The following is a 19,090-nucleotide window of genomic DNA, read 5'->3' as shown; positions in this document are numbered from 1 at the left end:
CCCAGCGCCGATCCAAAGGTGGGAGGGCGCTTGCTTCTGATAGCAGAGTGTCAGTCAAAACGACTGACCTGAAAGATTGCTATCGGGAGCAAGCCCCCTCCCACAGTTGTTTTGTAGTGTGCTCAGTATCCCGGGCGGGCCTTGAGTTGTTCGGCAGCGGCCTTGGCGAGGTCCGGCGGCAGGAAGTCCTTGTCCGGGTTGTAGTCCGCCTTGAGGTAGCGTGCCAGGTCTTGCAAATCCCCTGGGTTCAAGGTGCCCGCCGCCTGCTTCAAGCGCAGGTTGTCGAGGATGTAGTCGTAGCGGCTGTTGTTGTAGTTGCGCACCGACGAGTAGAGCTGGCGCTGTGAATCCAGCACGTCGACGATATTGCGCGTACCCACCTGGTAACCGATTTCCGTGGCTTCCACCGCGCTCTGGTTAGAGATGATCGACTGGCGGCGAGCTTGCACCTGCTCCACATCGGTGTTCACCGCGCGGTGCAGGTTGCGCGTATTTTCCACCACCTGGCGGCGCAGGCCCTCGCGCTGCTGCTCGGTCTGGCCCAGGCGTGAGTAGGACTCACGCACTTGCGAGCTGGTCAGGCCGCCGCTGTACAGCGGGATACTCAGGCGCAGGCCGATGGTGCGCTGCTCGACGTCGCCGCGATACGGCGTGCCGAAAGCATTCGGGTTGCTGAAACCGAGCGCGTCGTTGTCGCCTTTTTCGTATTGCGCCACTGCGTCCAGAGTCGGCGCATGACCGGCCTTGCGCTGTTTGAGGGTTTCTTCAGCGGCGGTGACGGCGTAGTTGCTGGCCAACAGATTCAGGTTTTGGCGGCCAGCGGTTTCGACCCACGCCTTGGCGTCGTTCGGCAGCGGCGGCAACACCGGCAACGTGTGCACGATGCCTTGGATCGAGTTGTATTGGCGGTTGGTCAGCGTAATCAGCGCTTCAAAGGCGTCTTCCACCTGGCGCTGAGCCAGGATCCGGTTGGCGCGAGCGGTGTCGTAGCTGGCCTGGGATTGCAGCACGTCGGTCTTGTCCGACAAGCCCACATCGAAGCGCTCGTTGGACTGGTCCAGTTGGCGCTTGAATGCATTTTCTTCGGCCTTGGTGGAGGCCAGGTTGTCCTGGGCGCGCAGCACGGCGAAGTAACTTTCGGCGCTCTGCAGAATCAGGTTCTGTTCGGTGGCCGACAGTTGCAATGCGGCCTGCTCGTTGACGGCTTCGGCGGCTTGTAGCTGGAACCAGCGGTCGGCGCGGAACAGTGGCTGGCTCAAGGTCGCCCGCCAGGAATGGGCGTCACGGTTGGCGGTGGCCGAGGGCGTGTCGATCTGGGTGCGCACATTGTTGATATCGGCACCAGCCGACAGATTCGGCAGCAACCCGGCGCGGGCCTGGGGTACCACTTCTTTTTGCGCACCGTATTGGGCGCGGGCGGCGGCCAGGTCGGCGTTGTTATCCACCGCTTCCTGATAGACGCTGACCAGATCGGTTCTGGCAGACAAGGGCGCTTCAGCTGCCCAGACCATTCCGTTGGTCGCACAAGACACGGCAACAGCCAGTGAAAGTTTGCGCAGCATGAGGCGATCCCTAGTGTGAATATTACGGCGATAATTTAGCGCCCAAGGCTACGGCTGGTCATTTCTGGCGTCAAGCCTTGAGGCGGCATCCGAGTGTAGTGGCGCGACCCCGGCACAACAATCCTGTAATTGCGCCATTCATCACGCTGAATGCTCCACTGTTGGCAATTTGCCCACGCCATGGTCTAGACTGGCCGCGTTCTTGTCGGGGTGCCTTGTTGGAAGGCTGAGATCGGTAAATACCGGATCCCGTTGAACCTGATCAGGTTAACGCCTGCGTAGGGAACAAGATTTCTCGTCACCCGGCGAGTCCTCTTGTGCTTCGTCCGGGATGCTGTTCGACAATCGAACAGTCCTCGTGCGCCAAGCACAGCACTGGTTTCAGTGCGTCCATCCGTCACAGGTTCGCTCCGACAAAAATCCACCGCCTGGATAAGTTGGAGCCCGTGATGACTACAAAACTAAAAAACACTGTGCATTTAAGTGAATCGGCCAAGGTCGACTCCGGCTCTGTGCAGCCGTTTACCCGCTCGCAAAAAATCTACGTACAAGGCACTCGCCCGGACATTCGTGTGCCGATGCGTGAGATCAGCCTGGACGTGACCCCTACCGACTTTGGCGGTGAAATCAACGCGCCCGTGGTGGTCTATGACACCTCCGGCCCGTACACCGACCCCAATGTAATCATCGACGTGCGTAAAGGCCTGGGCGATGTGCGCTCGCCGTGGATCGAAGTACGCGGCGACACCGAGCGCCTGTCCGGCCTCAGCTCGCATTTCGGTCAGCAGCGCCTGAGCGATGCCGAACTGACCGCACTGCGCTTTGCCCATGTGAAAAATCCGCGCCGCGCCAAGGCCGGCGCCAACGTCACCCAGATGCACTACGCGCGCAAAGGCATCATCACCGCCGAGATGGAATACGTCGCCATCCGCGAAAACATGAAGCTCGAAGAAGCCCGCGCCAGCGGTCTGTTGGACCAGCAACACGCCGGCCACAGCTTCGGTGCCAGCGTGCCGAAAATCATCACCCCCGAGTTTGTGCGCGAAGAAATCGCCCGTGGCCGCGCAATTATCCCGGCCAACATCAACCACACCGAGTTGGAGCCGATGATCATCGGCCGTAACTTCCTGGTGAAGATCAACGGCAACATCGGCAACAGCGCCTTGGGTTCGTCCATCGAAGAAGAAGTGGCGAAACTCACCTGGGGCATTCGCTGGGGCTCGGACACGGTGATGGACCTGTCCACCGGCAAGCACATCCACGAAACCCGCGAGTGGATCATCCGTAACTCGCCAGTGCCAATCGGTACCGTGCCGATCTACCAGGCCCTGGAAAAAGTCGGCGGCGCCGCCGAAGACCTGACTTGGGAGCTGTTCCGCGACACCTTGATCGAACAGGCCGAGCAGGGCGTCGACTACTTCACCATCCACGCCGGCGTGCTGCTGCGCTACGTGCCGCTGACTGCCAAGCGCGTCACCGGCATCGTGTCCCGTGGCGGTTCGATCATGGCCAAGTGGTGCCTGGCGCACCACAAAGAGAACTTCACCTATACGCATTTCGACGAAATCTGCGAAATCATGAAGGCCTATGACGTCAGCTTCTCCCTCGGCGACGGCCTGCGCCCCGGCTCGATTGCCGACGCCAACGACGCCGCGCAGTTCGGCGAGCTGGAAACCCTGGGTGAACTGACCAAAACCGCCTGGAAGCACGACGTGCAAACCATGATCGAAGGCCCCGGCCACGTACCGATGCAGTTGATCAAAGAGAACATGGACAAGCAGCTGGAGTGCTGCGACGAGGCGCCGTTCTACACCCTCGGGCCACTGACCACCGACATCGCGCCGGGTTACGACCACATCACCTCCGGTATCGGTGCGGCGATGATCGGTTGGTTCGGTTGCGCCATGCTGTGCTACGTCACGCCCAAGGAACACCTGGGCCTGCCGAACAAGGATGACGTGAAGACCGGGATCATCACCTACAAGATTGCCGCCCATGCCGCCGACCTTGCCAAAGGCCACCCGGGCGCGCAGATCCGCGATAACGCCTTGAGCAAGGCGCGCTTCGAGTTCCGCTGGGAAGACCAGTTCAACCTCGGCCTTGACCCTGATACCGCGCGCTCCTATCACGATGAAACCCTGCCGAAGGACTCGGCCAAGGTCGCGCATTTCTGCTCGATGTGCGGGCCGAAATTCTGCTCGATGAAAATCACCCAGGAAGTGCGTGAATACGCGGCCAACCAGCGCATTGAAGCGGTGGATGTGGACGTGGCCAAGGGCTTGGCGGAGCAGGCGGAGCGGTTCAAGCAGGAAGGTAGTCAGCTTTATAAGAAGGTCTGATCCGAGGTTGCAGGTGCTTTTAAGGGCCTCATCAGGGGCAGGCCTCCTCCCACACTTGAACGTGTTCGCCATTCAAAATGTGGGAGGGGGCTTGCCCCCGATAGCAATCTTTCAAACAACACATGCCCCTCAGAGATAACACCCTTGAACATTCAACCGAGCACCTACTCACCGGACATCGCAGTCCCCCAAGACAAACGTGTCTTCGGCGCCCGCGACCTGTTCTCACTATGGTTCTCCCTCGGCATTGGCCTGATGGTCCTGCAAACCGGCGCTTTGCTTGCGCTGGGGCTGGGCCTGTCGGGTTCATTGCTGGCAATCTTCCTCGGCACTCTGGTCGGCGTGTTGTTGCTGGCCGCCGTCGGCGTGATCGGCAGCGACACCGGCCTGTCCGCCATGGCCGCGCTCAAGCTCAGCCTCGGTGCCAAAGGCGCGAGCCTGCCCGCGTTGCTCAACTTGCTGCAGTTGATCGGCTGGGGTTCATTCGAAATCATTGTGATGCGCGATGCAGCCAGCCTGTTGGGCACGCGAGCATTCAGCGAGGGCAGCCTGCTGGCCAGCCCGTTGCTGTGGACGCTGTTTTTCGGCGGCTTGGCGACGCTGCTGGCAGTCAGCGGTCCATTGACCTTTGTGCGTCAGATCCTGCGCAAATGGGGCATCTGGCTGCTGCTCGCCGCCTGTCTGTGGCTCACCTGGAACTTGTTCGCCAAGGCTGATTTGGCCGCGCTATGGGCTCAGGTCGGTGATGGTTCGATGCCGTTCGCCGTGGGCTTCGATATTGCCATCGCCATGCCGCTGTCCTGGTTACCGCTGATTGCCGATTACTCCCGTTTCGGTAAGCGCGCTAAAAGCGTGTTCGGCGGCACCGCGGTGGGCTTCTTTATCGGTAATTTCTGGCTGATGAGCCTGGGCGTGGCCTACACCCTGGCATTTGCGCCGAGCGGTGAAGTGAACGCGCTGCTCCTGGCTTTGGCTGGCGCCGGCCTGGGGATTCCGCTGCTGCTGATCCTGTTGGACGAGTCGGAAAATGCTTTTGCCGATATTCACTCGGCGGCGGTGTCCAGCGGGGTTCTGTTGCGCTTGAAAGTCGAGCATCTGGCGTTGGCCATCGGTGTCATCTGCACCTTGATCGCCTGTTTCGCGCCGTTGGCCCAGTACCAGAACTTCCTGCTATTGATCGGCTCAGTGTTTGCGCCGTTGTTCGGTGTGGTGCTGGTGGATCATTTCATCCTGCGCCGTCGTGGTCAGGGTGTGGTTGCCGGCCTGCGTTGGCCGGCGCTGTTGGCCTGGTTAGGTGGCATTGCCACTTACCATCTGTTGGCCAATCTGTACCCGGATGTCGGCGCAACCCTGCCGGCGCTGGTGCTGGCAGGGCTGCTGCAGTTCATCCTGGGTCGGGCCTTCAGCGGCGTGCGGGTACCAGCTCAGGCTTGAGAATGCCGTCCAGGCGCGAGTAGGGAATCTGCAACTCGACATGGCCCAAGGCATACGGCGCGATGGTGGTGGTGGGGTACTTGAGGACCACGCCACCATAGGTCAGCGCAACGTTCGGGGTTTTCTGGAAGGGGTAGGTTTTCACAAACTCCGGCTCCAGGCTCAGGCGGGTGCTGATCAACCAACTGTTGTGTGCCACTTGGGCGGCTTTCCAGAAGGCGTCCTCTTTACCCGGCAGTAGCATGTCGGTGAGCGAGAGGGCCTTTTGCTGCTGGCGCGAATAGTTGATGAATGCGCGGCCTGGCTCGCCATGGGTGGCGCCCTGGTCCAGATAGCTGGACAGTTCGATGATCACCAAGCCGTCATGCTGCTCCCGTACCTTGGCCTGCAAATACATGCTGTTGCTTGGGGCCGCGGTTTTCAGGAATTGCTCGCGATAGGTCTCAAGGCTGGTCGGCAGCGGGTTGGCGCCGGTCATTTCCAGCAGGCGCTGTTCGATCAGCGCGTCCAGCTTGGGTTCCTTGGCGAAGTGCACGGTGTCGATATTCACCAGTGCGCAATCGGCGCTGGCGCAGCCCGGCCGGGTTTGTTCAGTGGTGTCGCGGGTGGCTTCCAGCGGGGTACGCCAGTTGGGTTGGAACAAGCTTTGGCAGGCGCCGAGGGTCAAGGCGATGCAGGCCACGGAGGCGATTTTTAAAAGCGACATGGGTGTCCTTCGTCTATCGATAAGAGCGAAATTGTGCAGCTTCGACTACCAGCAAGGCAGTCAGTTCGCCACTAAGCTGATTAGAGTGAGTTTGACGCCCGCCGTCTATCCCGGCAACCGGAAAGGGGCTGCATCCGAGGGCGGGAGCGCGTTAGGATGGCGCGAATTGCTCAGGCATAACGAGGAAGGGATATGACGGACACAGCAAAATCGACGCCGAGCACAATCGAAATTGTTCAGCGCGACAATGCCTACAAGGGCTTCTACCAGCTTGATCGCGTGCAACTGCGCCACGAAAAATTCGATGGCGGCATGAGCCGGGTGATCAACCGCGAAGTCTTCGTCCGTCACGACGCGGTGTGTGTCTTGCCGTACGACCCGCAGCGCGATGAAGTGGTGTTGATCGAGCAGTTCCGTGTAGGCGCCATGGGCCGCAGCAACAACCCTTGGCTGGTGGAAATGGTCGCGGGCCTGATCGACAAGGATGAAGAGCCGGAGGAGGTTGCACACCGCGAAGCCGAGGAGGAAGCTGGGCTGACGTTCTCCGCGCTGTGGCCGATTACCAAGTACTTCCCGTCGCCCGGTGGCAGTACCGAGTTTGTGCATTTGTACCTGGGCCGTTGCGAGAGCGCCGGTGCAGGTGGTGTCCATGGATTGGAAGAAGAGGCAGAAGATATCCGCGTCACCGTCTGGGCCTTCGAAGATGCCCTGCAAGCGGTGCGCGACGGCAAGATTTCCAACGCAGCCAGCATTATCGCCCTGCAATGGCTTGCGCTTAATCGCGCGGAAGTGAGGGGGTTATGGCAGTAAAGGCACGGGAACGTTATCGAGTCGACCTGATCGGGCTGCAAGCCGCCTGCGAAGCCAACTATGCGCGGCTGATGCGCCTGTTGCCCGATATGCGCCACGCCCCCGAGGCACGGCGCATCGGCGTAACCCATGGCGACCAAATGCTCGGCGTACTGGCCCTGGAAGTTATCGTCAACTGTCCGTACACCACCACCCTGCGCGTTCGTCAGGAGCACAGCCTGCCTTGGCTGCCGGTGCCGCAACTGGAAGTGCAGGTTTACCACGACGCCCGCATGGCCGAAGTGATCAGCGCCGAACATGCACGACGCTTCCGCAGCATCTATCCTTACCCAAATGTGTTCATGCACCAGCCCGATGAGAAAGCACAGCTCAATGTGTTCCTCGGCGAGTGGTTGAGCCATTGCCTGGCTCTGGGTCATGAGTTTGAGGTCGTGCGGTAGATGTGAACTGCGTCTGCTTCCTTGGGTTTCCTCTTTGCGTTCTGCCCCAGCATAATCGCCCCAATTGTCTATTCCTGTGATTGCCTTGGGAGAGCGCCTTGCCGAGCGTATCCACCGTGAACCCCGATGCGCCGGCGTTGCTGGTGCAACTGTCCGACAGCCACCTGTTTGCCGAGGCCGACGGCACGCTGCTGGGTATGAATACCCGTGAGAGCCTGCGGCGTGTAATTGAGTTGGTGTGCCAGCAACAGCCGCAAATCGACCTGATAGTGGCTACCGGGGACTTGTCCCAGGACGGCACGCTGGAGTCGTACCAGCAATTTCGCGACATGACCGCATCCATCGGCGCCCCTGCCCGCTGGATTCCCGGTAACCACGACGAGCCGCAAATCATGGCGCACGCCGCTGCGCACAGCGACCTGCTTGAACCGGTGGTGGATGTGGGCAACTGGCGCATCACACTGCTGGACTCTGCCGTACCGGGCTCGGTGCCAGGCTACCTTCAGGACTCGCAACTGCAATTGCTGGCCCAAGCCCTGAGTGAAGCCCCCGGCCGTCATCATCTGGTGTGCTTTCACCATCACCCAGTGTCTTTCGGCTGTGCGTGGATGGACCCCATCGGCCTGCGCAATCCCGAAGCGTTGTTTGCCGTGCTGGACCGCTTTCCCCAAGTCAGGGCAGTGCTCTGGGGGCATGTGCACCAGGAAATCGACCGCGAACGTAATGGCGTGCGCTTGCTAGCGTCGCCGTCTACGTGCATCCAGTTCGCGCCGGGTAGCGAGGACTTCAAGGTCAGTGAGCAGGCGCCGGGGTATCGTTGGTTGCGTTTGCATGCCGACGGGCGGCTGGAGACCGGGGTAGAGCGCTTGGTCGGGTTCGCGTTTACGGTGGATTACGGTAGCAACGGCTACTGAGATTTACCTGTAAACTGCGCGCTTTTGGCGCAAGCACGGAGAGCCCGGTATGTCTGCTTCGATCCTGTATATCCACGGTTTCAACAGTGCGCCGGCGTCCAACAAGGCCAGCCAGCTCATCACCGTGATGAACAGCCTCGGCCTGGCCGACCAACTGCGCGTGCCGGCGCTGCATCACCACCCCCGTCAGGCAATTCCTCAGTTGGAGCAAGCCATTGCCCAACTAGGGCGGCCACTGCTGGTCGGCAGCTCACTCGGCGGCTACTATGCAACCCATCTTGCCGAGCGCCATGGCCTCAAGGCGCTGCTGGTCAACCCGGCGGTGAGCCCCCATCGGATGTTCGACGGCTACCTGGGCACCCAGAAGAACCTCTACACCGATGAAACCTGGGAACTGACCCACGACCACGTCACGGCACTCGCCGAGTTGGAAGTGCCGGCACCCCAGGATGCTGCGCGTTATCAGGTGTGGTTGCAGACCGGGGATGAAACCCTGGATTATCGCCTCGCCCAACAGTATTACCGGGCCTGCGCCTTGCGCATCCAGGCCGGTGGCGACCATGGTTACCAAGGGTTCGCCCAGCAATTGCCGGCGCTGTTGAGCTTTGCCGGCATTGGCGCAGATCAGTATCAATCCTTCGATTTTTCGGCACTGTAATTGCCTTGAAAACCGCAGGTTACTTTTTAATCGAACGACTCACGACGAGACCCCATGGCCACTCCCAGCGCTAGCTCTTATAACGCCGACGCCATCGAAGTCCTCTCGGGCCTCGACCCGGTGCGCAAACGCCCCGGCATGTACACCGACACCAGCCGGCCGAATCACCTCGCCCAGGAAGTCATCGACAACAGCGTTGACGAAGCCTTGGCCGGGCACGCGAAGTCGGTGCACGTCATTCTCCACGCTGACCACTCCCTCGAAGTGTCCGACGATGGTCGCGGCATGCCCGTGGACATTCACCCGGAAGAGGGCGTGTCAGGCGTCGAGCTGATCCTCACCAAGCTGCACGCCGGCGGTAAGTTCTCCAACAAGAACTACCAATTTTCCGGTGGCTTGCACGGTGTGGGTATTTCCGTGGTCAACGCCCTGTCGACGCTGGTGCGGGTCAAGGTCAAGCGCGACGGCAACGAGTACCAGATGACCTTCGCCGATGGCTACAAAGCCACCGACCTCGAAGTGATCGGCACCGTGGGCAAGCGCAATACCGGTACCAGCGTGTACTTCGCGCCGGACCCGAAATACTTCGATTCGCCGAAATTCTCCATCAGCCGCCTCAAACACGTACTCAAGGCCAAGGCCGTGTTGTGCCCGGGCCTGCTGGTGACCTTTGAAGACAAAGGCACCGGTGAGAAGGTCGAGTGGCATTACGAAGACGGCCTGCGCTCTTATCTGGAAGATTCCGTCAGCGACTTCGAGCGCCTGCCCAACGAGCCGTTTTGCGGCAGTCTGGCCGGCAATAAAGAAGCCGTCGACTGGGCGCTGCTGTGGTTGCCCGAGGGCGGCGACAGCGTGCAGGAAAGCTACGTCAACCTGATTCCCACGGCTCAGGGCGGCACCCACGTCAATGGTTTGCGCCAGGGCCTGCTCGATGCCATGCGCGAATTCTGCGAATACCGCAGCCTGCTGCCGCGCGGCGTGAAGCTGGCGCCGGAAGACGTGTGGGAGCGCATTGCGTTCGTGCTGTCGATGAAAATGCAGGAACCGCAGTTCTCCGGCCAGACCAAAGAGCGTCTGTCGTCCCGCGAGGCGGCGGCGTTTGTCTCTGGTGTGGTTAAGGACGCCTTCAGCCTGTGGCTCAACGAGCATCCTGAGCTGGGCTTGGCCTTGGCCGAACTGGCGATCAATAACGCCGGCCGTCGCCTCAAAGCCAGTAAGAAGGTTGAGCGCAAGCGCATCACCCAGGGCCCGGCACTGCCAGGCAAACTGGCCGATTGCGCCGGGCAGGACCCGATGCGCTCCGAACTGTTCCTGGTGGAGGGTGACTCCGCCGGCGGTTCCGCCAAACAAGCGCGGGACAAGGAATTCCAGGCGATCCTGCCGTTGCGCGGCAAGATTCTTAACACTTGGGAAGTCGACGGCAGCGAAGTCCTGGCCAGCCAGGAAGTGCACAACATCGCCGTGGCCATTGGTGTCGACCCAGGTTCTGCGGATATCGCCCAACTGCGTTACGGCAAGATCTGCATCCTCGCCGACGCCGACTCCGACGGGCTGCACATCGCCACGTTGCTCTGTGCGCTGTTCGTGCAGCACTTCCGCCCGTTGGTGGATGCCGGTCACGTCTACGTCGCCATGCCACCGCTGTATCGCATCGACCTGGGCAAGGAGATTTTCTATGCCCTGGACGAAGCGGAGCGCGATGGCATCCTCGACCGCCTGGTGGCCGAGAAGAAACGTGGCAAGCCGCAGGTCACGCGATTCAAAGGTCTGGGTGAAATGAACCCACCACAATTGCGTGAAACCACCATGGACCCCAACACCCGGCGCCTGGTGCAGTTGACCCTGGAAGACTACGCCGCCACCTCGGAAATGATGGACATGCTGCTGGCGAAGAAACGCGCGCCGGACCGCAAGTCCTGGCTGGAATCCAAAGGCAACCTGGCCGAGGTGGTGGGCTGATGCGCACAGGCGTCGCCCTGGCGATCCTGATGATGAGCGGGCTGGCGGCCACCCCGGTGGTTGCTGCGACCGTAGCAGAGCTCAAACTCGTGTCCGAGCACCCGGTGGATGGCATGCGCGGCGGCAACTTGTCGGGTCTGGCTGTGTGCGGCAAGGACCTGTGGACGGTTTCCGACCGTGACGACGATCAGATCTACCGTCTGGATATCAGCGCGCCGACCTGGCAGGCCGAAACGGTGAAAATCGAAGTGCCGCCCGTGCCAGAGTCCGGTCTGCCTTGGGGGCTGCGTTCGCGCACCACGGCTGCTTCGTTTATTCGCGGTGGCGACCTGGACTTTGAAGGCATCAGCTGCGATGTTGCCGGTAATCGCTACATCGTCAGTGAAGCCCATGCGGCAGTGCTGCAAGTGCCGGCCACCGGCGCACCTGAATGGCTGAAGATTGCCCCAAGCATGGTGCGTGAGGCCCGGGCCAGTGGCATGTTGCTGCACTTCAATGCGCTGTTTGAAGGCTTGGCGGTGAACCCTGAAGGCAATCAAATCTGGCTGGCGGCTGAGCGTGAGCGGCGTGGCTTAATTTCCATCAAGCGTGGGCAAAGCCTGTGGAGTTGTGAGGGCCCTTGCGTTTTGTTAAGTGAGGCCGGCCAGGAGGTACAACCGGCTAAATTCACCGACGCCAAGCCCGTGTCCAAGGATTTCGCTGATCTCTCCCTGTTCAACGGCAAGCTGTTTACGCTGGAGCGCAACGCGTTCCAGATTTGCCGGCGCGATGCGGTCACCGCCAAGGTCGAGCTGTGCTGGTCGTTTGCCGACGAAACCCTGGTGCCCGAGCGGCGTTATGCCCAGCCCTATGGTCTTGCCGAAGCCCTTGTGGTTGATGCTGAAGGCGCGTGGCTGGGTATCGACAACAACTTCGGCCCTCGCGCCGATGGTGAAAAACGCCCGGTGGTCTATCGTTTTGCCGCCCCGGTCGGCGGCTGGAGTGCCCAGCCGTGAATGATCAAACACTTGAATTGACTCAGCGCAGCGGCATTTCCGCTGCGCCTTACCAAACAATGATGAGGCCCGCATGAGTGACATCCTCGCAGACAGCTTAGACGGCGTAGAACGCCGGTCGCTGGCTGACTTCACCGAAAATGCCTACCTCAACTACTCCATGTACGTGATCATGGACCGCGCGTTGCCGCATATCGGCGACGGCCTCAAGCCCGTACAGCGGCGCATTATCTACGCCATGAGTGAGTTGGGCCTGGATGCCGATTCCAAGCACAAGAAATCGGCGCGTACCGTCGGTGACGTGCTGGGTAAGTTCCACCCCCATGGCGACTCGGCGTGCTACGAAGCCATGGTGCTGATGGCCCAACCGTTCAGCTACCGCTACACGCTGGTGGACGGCCAGGGTAACTGGGGTGCGCCGGATGATCCCAAGTCCTTCGCCGCGATGCGTTACACCGAGGCGCGGTTGTCGCGTTACTCGGAAGTGCTTCTCAGCGAACTGGGCCAGGGTACTGCGGATTGGGGCCCGAACTTCGACGGCACACTGGACGAGCCTCTGGTGTTGCCGGCACGTTTGCCGAACATCCTGCTCAATGGCACCACCGGTATCGCGGTCGGCATGGCCACCGACGTACCGCCGCACAACCTGCGGGAAGTCGCCACCGCCTGCGTACGCTTGCTGGATGAGCCAAAGGCGACCGTCGAGCAGCTCTGTGAGCATATCCAGGGCCCGGACTACCCGACCGAAGCGGAAATCATCACGCCGCGCGCCGATCTGCTGAAGATGTACGAAACCGGCAAGGGCTCGGTGCGCATGCGCGCTGTGTACCACATTGAGGACGGCGACATTATCGTCACCGCTCTGCCGCATCAGGTGTCGGGCGCCAAAGTGTTGGAGCAGATTGCTGCGCTGATGCAGGCCAAACCGTCGAAACTGCCCCAGGTCGCCGACCTGCGTGACGAGTCCGACCACGAAAACCCATGCCGTATCGTGATCATCCCGACCAACAGCCGGGTCGATCACGAAGTGCTGATGCAGCACCTGTTCGCCAGTACCGATCTTGAGTCCAGCTACCGGGTCAACATCAACATCATCGGTCTGGACGGTAAGCCGCAGCTGAAAAACCTGCGCAACCTGCTGGTGGAGTGGTTGGAGTTCCGCGTACAAACCGTTCGTCGCCGCCTGCAATTCCGCTTGGACAAGGTCGAGCGCCGCCTGCACCTGTTGGACGGCTTGCTGATTGCCTATCTCAATCTGGATGAAGTGATTCACATCATCCGTACCGCCGAGCACCCGAAAGCCGAATTGATCGCGCGCTTCGAGCTGAGCGAGATCCAGGCTGACTACATTCTCGACACCCGCTTGCGTCAATTGGCGCGACTGGAAGAAATGAAACTGCGCGACGAGCAAGACGCGTTGCTTAAGGAGCAAGCCAAGCTGCAAGCCCTGTTGGGCAGTGAAGCCAAGCTGAAAAAGCTGGTGCGTACCGAGCTGATCAAAGACGCCGAAACCTACGGCGATGACCGTCGTTCGCCAATCGTGCAGCGTGCTGAAGCGAAGGCGCTGACAGAAACCGAACTGCTGCCAAACGAGAAAATTACCGTCGTTCTGTCGGAAAAGGGTTGGGTTCGTTCGGCCAAGGGGCATGATATTGACGCCACTGGCTTGTCGTACAAAGCGGGTGATGGTTTTAAAACCGCTGCGGCCGGGCGTTCTAACCAGTTTGCGGTGTTTATCGACTCGACGGGGCGCAGCTATTCAGTGCCGGCGCACACCTTGCCGTCAGCACGGGGGCAGGGCGAACCGTTGACCGGGCGTCTAACGCCGCCACCAGGGGCGAATTTTGAATGCGTGCTGCTGCCGGACGATGACTCGCTGTACGTCATCGCCTCCGACGCCGGTTACGGGTTTGTGGTCAAGGGTGAAGACCTGCAGGCCAAGAACAAGGCGGGCAAGGCATTGTTGAGCCTGCCGAATAACGCCAAGGTGATCCTGCCGCGACCGGTAGATGACCGTGAGAGCAATTGGCTGGCGTCGGTGACCACCGAAGGGCGTCTGCTGGTGTTCAAGATCAGCGATCTACCCCAGCTGGGCAAAGGCAAGGGCAACAAGATTATTGGTATTCCAGGGGAGCGGGTGGCCAGTCGCGAAGAGTACGTGACCGACATCGCGGTGATCCCGGAAGGTTCCACCCTGGTGCTCCAGGCCGGCAAGCGCACGTTGTCATTGCGCCCTGACGACCTTGAACACTACAAGGGCGAGCGTGGTCGTCGCGGTAATAAACTGCCTCGCGGCTTCCAGCGCGTGGATGCTTTGCTGGTGGAAACGCCGGTTTAAGGCGTATTAGAGCCCTCGATCTACGATTTAAAGCGTAGATCGACTCTTTGGCGCTGGAGTCATGGCGCATATTCACGGATGATATGGCCTTTCCAGCGCCGGCGTGGCCGAGCGTGTTTAGGTTATTTTTAGTATTACATTGTGGTTCGCCTTGTGGCAGCCACCTGGATGGGATGATGACTGCTCCACGCCTTCCTTTATTTTTGATGCTCGCGGGCCTTTTGGGGTTGGCGGGTTGCAGCACACACCAACCGGTGTCGCTGTACCAGCTGGACAGCGGAAGTCCGGCGCAACCTGCACAAAGTGCCGGTATGGCAGTTCTGCTGGGCCCGGTGGTCGTTGCCGACTACCTGCAACGCGAAACCCTGCTGCAGCGTCAGAATGACGGTAGCCTGCAAGGTTCCACCGATGGTCGTTGGGCGGGTAGCCTGTCTTCGGATATCAACCAGTTGGTATTGCGCCAAGTCGCGGGCCATCTCGATAGCCAGCGCGTGGTGCTGGCACCCGCACCGACGGGTTTCAGCCCGGATGTGCAGGTGCTGCTGACCATTACGCGCCTCGACTCGGGTGTGTCGCAACCGGCAATCCTGGATGCACAGTGGCGCTTGATCGACCGTCGTGGCCAGGTGCGCGATAACCGTATCGTGCACCTGCAGGAAGAACACACCGGTTCCACGGCATCCCAGGTCCAGGCTCAGGGCGTGCTGTTGCAGCACTTGGCACAGCAGTTGTCGGTGGCCCTCAAGCCACTGGCCAACCAGCCGCCGATTGCCGAGGCGCCGCGCAAGCAAGCTCCGGCGGTACAGGCCAAGCCAGCAGAGCCGCAGAAGCCGAAAATGCCGATGGCTACGCCCATTCGTACGGATATGGAAGTGTTCAGGTTCTGATCTGAAACAGCTCCAACAAAAAAGGCCCGCTGACTTAGCGGGCCTTTTTGTTTGTGGAGATATAAGTCACGGCGCAGATCAAGTGTGGAAGGGGGCTTGTCCCTGGTAGCGTTGGTTCAGTTAATGATGTGCTAACTGATGCTCCGCAGTCGGGGGTAAGCCCCCTCCCAATTGGTTCGGCGGTGTTCTTCAGGGCTTGGAGCGAGTCTCATGCATCCGCGCCAACTGGCGTTCAAGCATCGAGGGATACGGCTCCATCAACCGCTCCACACAGCTTGCGCCTTCAGGGCTGGCAATCGGTCGGATGCGAGCGCGTTGGCGGATCAGCGTGTCTTCACTGATCTTGCGCTCCACCAGCAGCAGGTTGCGGCTGTGTTGCGACAGGGCCAGGGCGTCTTGGGCGATTTCGGTCAGCAGCAGATCGATCTGGCTCATGCCAAACAGGTCGTCACCTACCGTCAAGCCAAGTTGCAGTTGCAGGGTGATGCCGCTGTCCGCCACTTCGATCTGCAGGGCATGGCCCAGGGCGCGCAGCAGTTCGCCGCAGCAGATGGCGTTGGTCAGGTAGTCTTCGCCGCTGTCTTCGCTGTGGAACAGCATCAGCGTGCTGCCATCGTTCAGGGTGTGCAGTTCGCTCTGGTACAGCGAGGCCGCTTGGTCGAGGCAATCGCGATAGCGTTCCAGCAGTTCCGTCAGGCGTGCGCGGGGCAGGCGGCGCAGTTGGTCCTGGGCACCCAGTTGCACGGCCAATACGGCGCTGTGCTGGGGCTCGGTGTTCCTCGTAGGTACCGGTTTCGGCGCGACGGCCGGGCTGTTGGCCGAGGTGTCGCGCAGGTCGGCGAACGGGTCTTCATCGTCCAGCTCGTCTTCTTCAGCCTGGATGACCTTGCGTGTTGCAGGCTTGAGGCCTGCCACCGGGGTGCTTTCGTCGAAGCCAGGATCACGCAGGTCGCGCACTTCAAACTCGGGCTCGTCGTCGTAATCGGTGTCGTCGAACTCAGGTTCCGGCTCCACTTCACGAACCACCGGCTCCGGGGCAAAGCTGGCGTGGAGTTGGCGGGCGAGGTCGCCGATTTCGTCCTGGCGGTCGGTGGCTGGCGTGTGTTCGTCGATATCCCGTAACCAGATGCGCAGTTGCATCAATGGCGTAGAAATGTGCCGACCCAGCCGCAGGCTTAAGGCCAAGGCCAGTGCCAGCAGAATTGCGCTGAGGATGCCCATGCTTTGCAGGCTGATGGTCATCGGCTGCTGGAATTGCTGCATGTCCAGGCTGATGCGCAGTTGGCCGGCTTTCACATCCTGGAATGTGATGTTGCTCTGGTACAGGCCTTCGGCTTCACCCAGCAGGCCGTTTTTCGGGCGTTGCCCGGCTTCGGCCATGATCCGGTTGTCCACGCTGTAGATGGCGGCGTGGGCCACCAGCGGGTTTTTGGTCAGGTTGTTGAGCAGCACGTTGAGGCTGAGGATGTCGTTGGACACCAACAGCTCAGTCGCCGAGGTGGCGGTCTGGGTCGTCAAGCTCTCGCCCAGGGCGTCGGCTTGCTCGTGCATGGCCTGTTTGAACTGCAAACCCATCACGCAGGCATAGATCACCAGGGCCAAGGCCACCAGGATCACGTTATGGCTGGCGATGCGTAATGCGATCGGTACACGGCGGTGGCGCAGTGCCCGGAAGATCAGCAGGAAGAAGTTATCGGTTTTTACTGGCGTGGGCCGGTTCACTTGCGCTCGGCTCTCGGTCCGTGAAGTTGACGCGCAGTATAGCGACAGGCCTAGGACCGGCAAAGCGCTGGCTGTGCCCGATGGTCACTGAAAGTGGGTAGAATGCGGTTTTTTTCCAGCCTGGGGGTGCGCCTTGCGCGAAATTGTCCTGATTAACATCACCGGTGAAGACCGCCCGGGTCTTACCGCCGCCATTACCGGTGTTCTGGCCCAGGGTGGTGTGAACATTCTCGACATTGGCCAGGCAGTGATCCACGACACCCTGTCGTTCGGCATCCTGGTTGAAATCCCCAGCACCGAACAGGCCTCGTCCGTACTCAAGGACATCCTGTTTACGGCGTATAAGCTGGATCAACAGGTGCGTTTCACCCCTGTTTCCGAAGACGACTACCAGCATTGGGTGGCTGGCCAAGGGAAGAAACGCCATATCGTCACGTTACTGACCCGCAAGGTCACCGCCGAACAACTGCAGCGCGTCAGCTCCATTACCGCGCAGTATGGTTTGAATATCGACCATATCGACCGTCTGTCGGGGCGCATGCCGCTGGACACGCCGGCAGATCAGGGCAAGGGCTGCATCGAGTTCTCCGTTCGCGGCGAGCCGGCCGATCCGCAGGCCCTGCGCGCCGAATTCCTTAGCGTGGCCCAGGAGCTGAATGTCGACATCGCGTTCCAGGAAGATTCGCTGTTCCGTCGCAACCGTCGCCTGGCGGTATTCGACATGGACTCCACGCTGATCGAAGCCGAAGTCATCGACGAACTGGCCAAAGCCGCCGGCGTGGGCGAGCAGGTTTCCGCGATCACCGAGCGCGCCATGGCCGGCGAGCTGGACTTCCGCGCCAGCTTCAAGGAGCGCCTGGCACTGCTCAAAGGCCTGGATGTCAGCGTGCTGGACTCCATCGGCGCCTCGCTACGCCTGACGGAAGGTGCCGAAACCCTGTTCGCCGAACTCAAGCGTCTGGGTTACAAGACTGCGATCCTGTCCGGCGGCTTCACCTACTTTGCCAAGCAATTGCAGGCAAAGCTGGGCATCGACTATGTGTTCGCCAACGAGCTGGAAGTGGTCGATGGCAAGGTGACCGGCGTCGCGGTCGAGCCGATTGTCGACGCGCAGCGCAAGGCGGATCTGCTGAAGGAATTGGCACACAAGGAAGGTTTGCGTCTGGAGCAGACCATTGCGGTCGGCGACGGGGCGAACGACTTGCCGATGCTTGCAATCGCCGGTTTGGGTGTGGCGTTCCGCGCCAAGCCATTGGTCAAACAATCGGCCAAGCAGGCGATTTCGACCTTGGGGTTGGATGGCGTGCTCTATCTGCTGGGCTTTCGCGACCGCGACGGTCAGCTGTAACTGACTAAATGTGGGAGGGGGCTTGCCCCCGATGGCAGTGGTTCAGTCACTGATGTGTTGACTGATCCCCTGCTATCGGGAACAAGCCCCCTCCCACATTGGGTTCGGTGTCAGGCTTTAGGTAAAGCGATACCTTGGCCCATCTGCACTGGCGAACCCGCCACCAGTTCTTCAGCCCACTTCACCTGATCCGGCCCAAACAGCAAAATCGCGGTCGAACCCAACTTGAAGCGACCCAGCTCCGCACCTTTTTCCAGATGAATAGGCGCACGCGCCGCTTCGTCGTAGCGGAAGGTTTTCAGTTCGCGCTTCGGTGGGGTCACCAGGCCAGCCCATACGGTTTCAATCGATGCGACGATCATCGCACCCACCAACACGACGGCCATCGGACCGCGCTCGGTGTCGAAGATGCAGGCGACACGCTCGTTACGCGCAAACAGCTCCGGCACATTTTCGGCGGTGGTCTGGTTTACCGAGAAGATACGGCCTGGGATATAGACCATTTCCCGCAGGGTGCCAGCCAATGGCATGTGCACACGGTGGTAGTCCTTCGGCGACAGATAAACCGTCGCGAAGTCCCCGCCCATGAACGGTGCCGACAAGGCCGCATCGCCACCCAGCAACTCCAGCACGCTAAAGCTGTGGCCTTTAGCCTGGAACACACGACCATGCTCAATCGGACCAAGCTGGCTGACCGCGCCATCGGCGGGGCTGAGCACCGCGCCTGGGGTTTGATCCAGCGGGCGTGCGCCATCTTTGAGGGCGCGTGTGAAGAAGGCGTTGAAGTGCTCGTAGGCGGTCACGTCTTCAACCAACGCCTGGGACATGTCTACTTGGTAGCGTTTAGCGAACCAGGTGGTGAAAGCGTTCTTGAACCAACGCACGCGGCACTCGGCAATGCAGCCAGCGAGGCGCGACAGCAAATGGTGCGGCAGCAAGTACTGGCTGAGGATAAACAACTGCTTTTTCATAACTGTC

The 19,090-nt window shown here is 60.5% G+C and carries 15 protein-coding genes and 1 riboswitch; of the genes, 11 read left to right on the top strand and 4 right to left on the bottom strand.

Annotated features, from left to right (window positions below):
• Positions 1 to 122 precede the first annotated feature (122 nt).
• Positions 123 to 1,562, bottom strand: a complete 1,440-nt coding sequence (locus AB4N82_RS07420; RefSeq protein WP_095186078.1) for a TolC family outer membrane protein — start codon at positions 1,560 to 1,562, stop codon at positions 123 to 125.
• A 196-nt stretch (positions 1,563 to 1,758) separates the two neighbouring features.
• Positions 1,759 to 1,864, top strand: a riboswitch (TPP riboswitch).
• Between the two features lie 147 nt (positions 1,865 to 2,011).
• Between AB4N82_RS07420 and thiC the strand changes: the two genes are divergently transcribed.
• Together thiC and cytX are read left to right on the top strand one after the other, a co-directional pair.
• The gene (gene thiC, locus AB4N82_RS07415) at positions 2,012 to 3,901 is read left to right on the top strand and encodes a phosphomethylpyrimidine synthase ThiC (RefSeq protein WP_095186077.1); all 1,890 of its coding nucleotides are present in this window, start codon (positions 2,012 to 2,014) and stop codon (positions 3,899 to 3,901) included.
• 144 nt (positions 3,902 to 4,045) lie between these two features.
• Positions 4,046 to 5,335, top strand: coding sequence for a putative hydroxymethylpyrimidine transporter CytX (gene cytX, locus AB4N82_RS07410; RefSeq protein ID WP_122764203.1), 1,290 nt, complete (start codon positions 4,046 to 4,048; stop codon positions 5,333 to 5,335).
• Here the strand turns inward: cytX and AB4N82_RS07405 are convergent.
• Complete coding sequence (locus AB4N82_RS07405) at positions 5,304 to 6,041, bottom strand: RsiV family protein (protein WP_032890438.1); 738 nt, start codon at positions 6,039 to 6,041, stop codon at positions 5,304 to 5,306. The two genes, cytX and AB4N82_RS07405, sit on opposite strands and share 32 nt — an antisense overlap.
• Positions 6,042 to 6,233: 192 nt before the next feature.
• On the opposite strand from AB4N82_RS07405, the gene AB4N82_RS07400 reads away from it, so the two are divergent.
• The 8 genes from AB4N82_RS07400 to AB4N82_RS07365 all read left to right on the top strand — a co-directional run bounded on the left by AB4N82_RS07400 (position 6,234) and on the right by AB4N82_RS07365 (position 15,042).
• The gene (locus AB4N82_RS07400; protein WP_032890443.1) at positions 6,234 to 6,851 is read left to right on the top strand and encodes an NUDIX domain-containing protein; all 618 of its coding nucleotides are present in this window, start codon (positions 6,234 to 6,236) and stop codon (positions 6,849 to 6,851) included.
• Positions 6,842 to 7,291, top strand: a complete 450-nt coding sequence (locus tag AB4N82_RS07395; RefSeq protein WP_003171323.1) for a DUF1249 domain-containing protein — start codon at positions 6,842 to 6,844, stop codon at positions 7,289 to 7,291. The genes AB4N82_RS07400 and AB4N82_RS07395 overlap by 10 nt, the downstream gene beginning before the upstream one ends.
• Positions 7,292 to 7,389: 98 nt before the next feature.
• Entirely contained in the window at positions 7,390 to 8,205 is an 816-nt protein-coding gene (gene cpdA, locus AB4N82_RS07390) for a 3',5'-cyclic-AMP phosphodiesterase (RefSeq protein ID WP_032890445.1), read from the top strand.
• Positions 8,206 to 8,254: 49 nt separating this feature from the next.
• Positions 8,255 to 8,863 (top strand): YqiA/YcfP family alpha/beta fold hydrolase, encoded by a 609-nt coding sequence (locus AB4N82_RS07385; RefSeq protein ID WP_032890447.1) that lies wholly within the window; start codon positions 8,255 to 8,257, stop codon positions 8,861 to 8,863.
• 54 nt (positions 8,864 to 8,917) lie between these two features.
• A complete protein-coding gene (parE, locus tag AB4N82_RS07380) occupies positions 8,918 to 10,822 on the top strand; it encodes a DNA topoisomerase IV subunit B (protein ID WP_032890449.1) in 1,905 nt (634 codons plus the stop codon).
• Positions 10,822 to 11,817, top strand: a complete 996-nt coding sequence (locus AB4N82_RS07375; protein ID WP_122764202.1) for an esterase-like activity of phytase family protein — start codon at positions 10,822 to 10,824, stop codon at positions 11,815 to 11,817. The genes parE and AB4N82_RS07375 overlap by 1 nt, the downstream gene beginning before the upstream one ends.
• A gap of 73 nt (positions 11,818 to 11,890) precedes the next feature.
• Positions 11,891 to 14,155: a DNA topoisomerase IV subunit A gene (gene parC, locus AB4N82_RS07370; protein ID WP_032890452.1), complete on the top strand. Its 2,265-nt coding sequence runs from the start codon at positions 11,891 to 11,893 to the stop codon at positions 14,153 to 14,155.
• 176 nt (positions 14,156 to 14,331) lie between these two features.
• Positions 14,332 to 15,042 carry a PqiC family protein gene (locus AB4N82_RS07365; RefSeq protein ID WP_032890454.1) on the top strand — a complete coding sequence of 237 codons (711 nt, stop codon included), beginning with the start codon at positions 14,332 to 14,334 and terminating at the stop codon, positions 15,040 to 15,042.
• A gap of 189 nt (positions 15,043 to 15,231) precedes the next feature.
• Here the strand turns inward: AB4N82_RS07365 and AB4N82_RS07360 are convergent, their stop codons facing one another.
• Complete coding sequence (locus AB4N82_RS07360) at positions 15,232 to 16,764, bottom strand: AhpA/YtjB family protein (RefSeq protein ID WP_122764201.1); 1,533 nt, start codon at positions 16,762 to 16,764, stop codon at positions 15,232 to 15,234.
• A 133-nt stretch (positions 16,765 to 16,897) separates the two neighbouring features.
• On the opposite strand from AB4N82_RS07360, the gene serB reads away from it, so the two are divergent.
• The gene (serB, locus tag AB4N82_RS07355; RefSeq protein WP_032890457.1) at positions 16,898 to 18,112 is read left to right on the top strand and encodes a phosphoserine phosphatase SerB; all 1,215 of its coding nucleotides are present in this window, start codon (positions 16,898 to 16,900) and stop codon (positions 18,110 to 18,112) included.
• Positions 18,113 to 18,222: 110 nt separating this feature from the next.
• Here serB and asd read toward each other — a convergent pair whose 3' ends face one another.
• Positions 18,223 to 19,083 carry an archaetidylserine decarboxylase gene (gene asd, locus AB4N82_RS07350; RefSeq protein ID WP_122764200.1) on the bottom strand — a complete coding sequence of 287 codons (861 nt, stop codon included), beginning with the start codon at positions 19,081 to 19,083 and terminating at the stop codon, positions 18,223 to 18,225.
• Positions 19,084 to 19,090 lie beyond the last annotated feature (7 nt).

Source organism: Pseudomonas sp. H1_D04 (genome assembly GCF_054683855.1).
Note: the sequence above shows the minus strand (reverse complement) of the source record. Positions and strands in the feature narration are given on the sequence as shown.

Excerpts from the sequence above, each read along its gene's own strand:
- AB4N82_RS07420 (WP_095186078.1), bottom strand. The coding sequence starts at position 1,562 with ATGCTGCGCAAACTTTCACTGGCTGTTGCCGTGTCTTGTGCGACCAAC.
- thiC (WP_095186077.1), top strand. The coding sequence starts at position 2,012 with ATGACTACAAAACTAAAAAACACTGTGCATTTAAGTGAATCGGCCAAG.
- AB4N82_RS07405 (WP_032890438.1), bottom strand. The coding sequence starts at position 6,041 with ATGTCGCTTTTAAAAATCGCCTCCGTGGCCTGCATCGCCTTGACCCTC.
- AB4N82_RS07400 (WP_032890443.1), top strand. The coding sequence starts at position 6,234 with ATGACGGACACAGCAAAATCGACGCCGAGCACAATCGAAATTGTTCAG.
- AB4N82_RS07395 (WP_003171323.1), top strand. The coding sequence starts at position 6,842 with ATGGCAGTAAAGGCACGGGAACGTTATCGAGTCGACCTGATCGGGCTG.
- AB4N82_RS07385 (WP_032890447.1), top strand. The coding sequence starts at position 8,255 with ATGTCTGCTTCGATCCTGTATATCCACGGTTTCAACAGTGCGCCGGCG.
- parE (WP_032890449.1), top strand. The coding sequence starts at position 8,918 with ATGGCCACTCCCAGCGCTAGCTCTTATAACGCCGACGCCATCGAAGTC.
- AB4N82_RS07375 (WP_122764202.1), top strand. The coding sequence starts at position 10,822 with ATGCGCACAGGCGTCGCCCTGGCGATCCTGATGATGAGCGGGCTGGCG.
- parC (WP_032890452.1), top strand. The coding sequence starts at position 11,891 with ATGAGTGACATCCTCGCAGACAGCTTAGACGGCGTAGAACGCCGGTCG.
- AB4N82_RS07365 (WP_032890454.1), top strand. The coding sequence starts at position 14,332 with ATGACTGCTCCACGCCTTCCTTTATTTTTGATGCTCGCGGGCCTTTTG.
- asd (WP_122764200.1), bottom strand. The coding sequence starts at position 19,083 with ATGAAAAAGCAGTTGTTTATCCTCAGCCAGTACTTGCTGCCGCACCAT.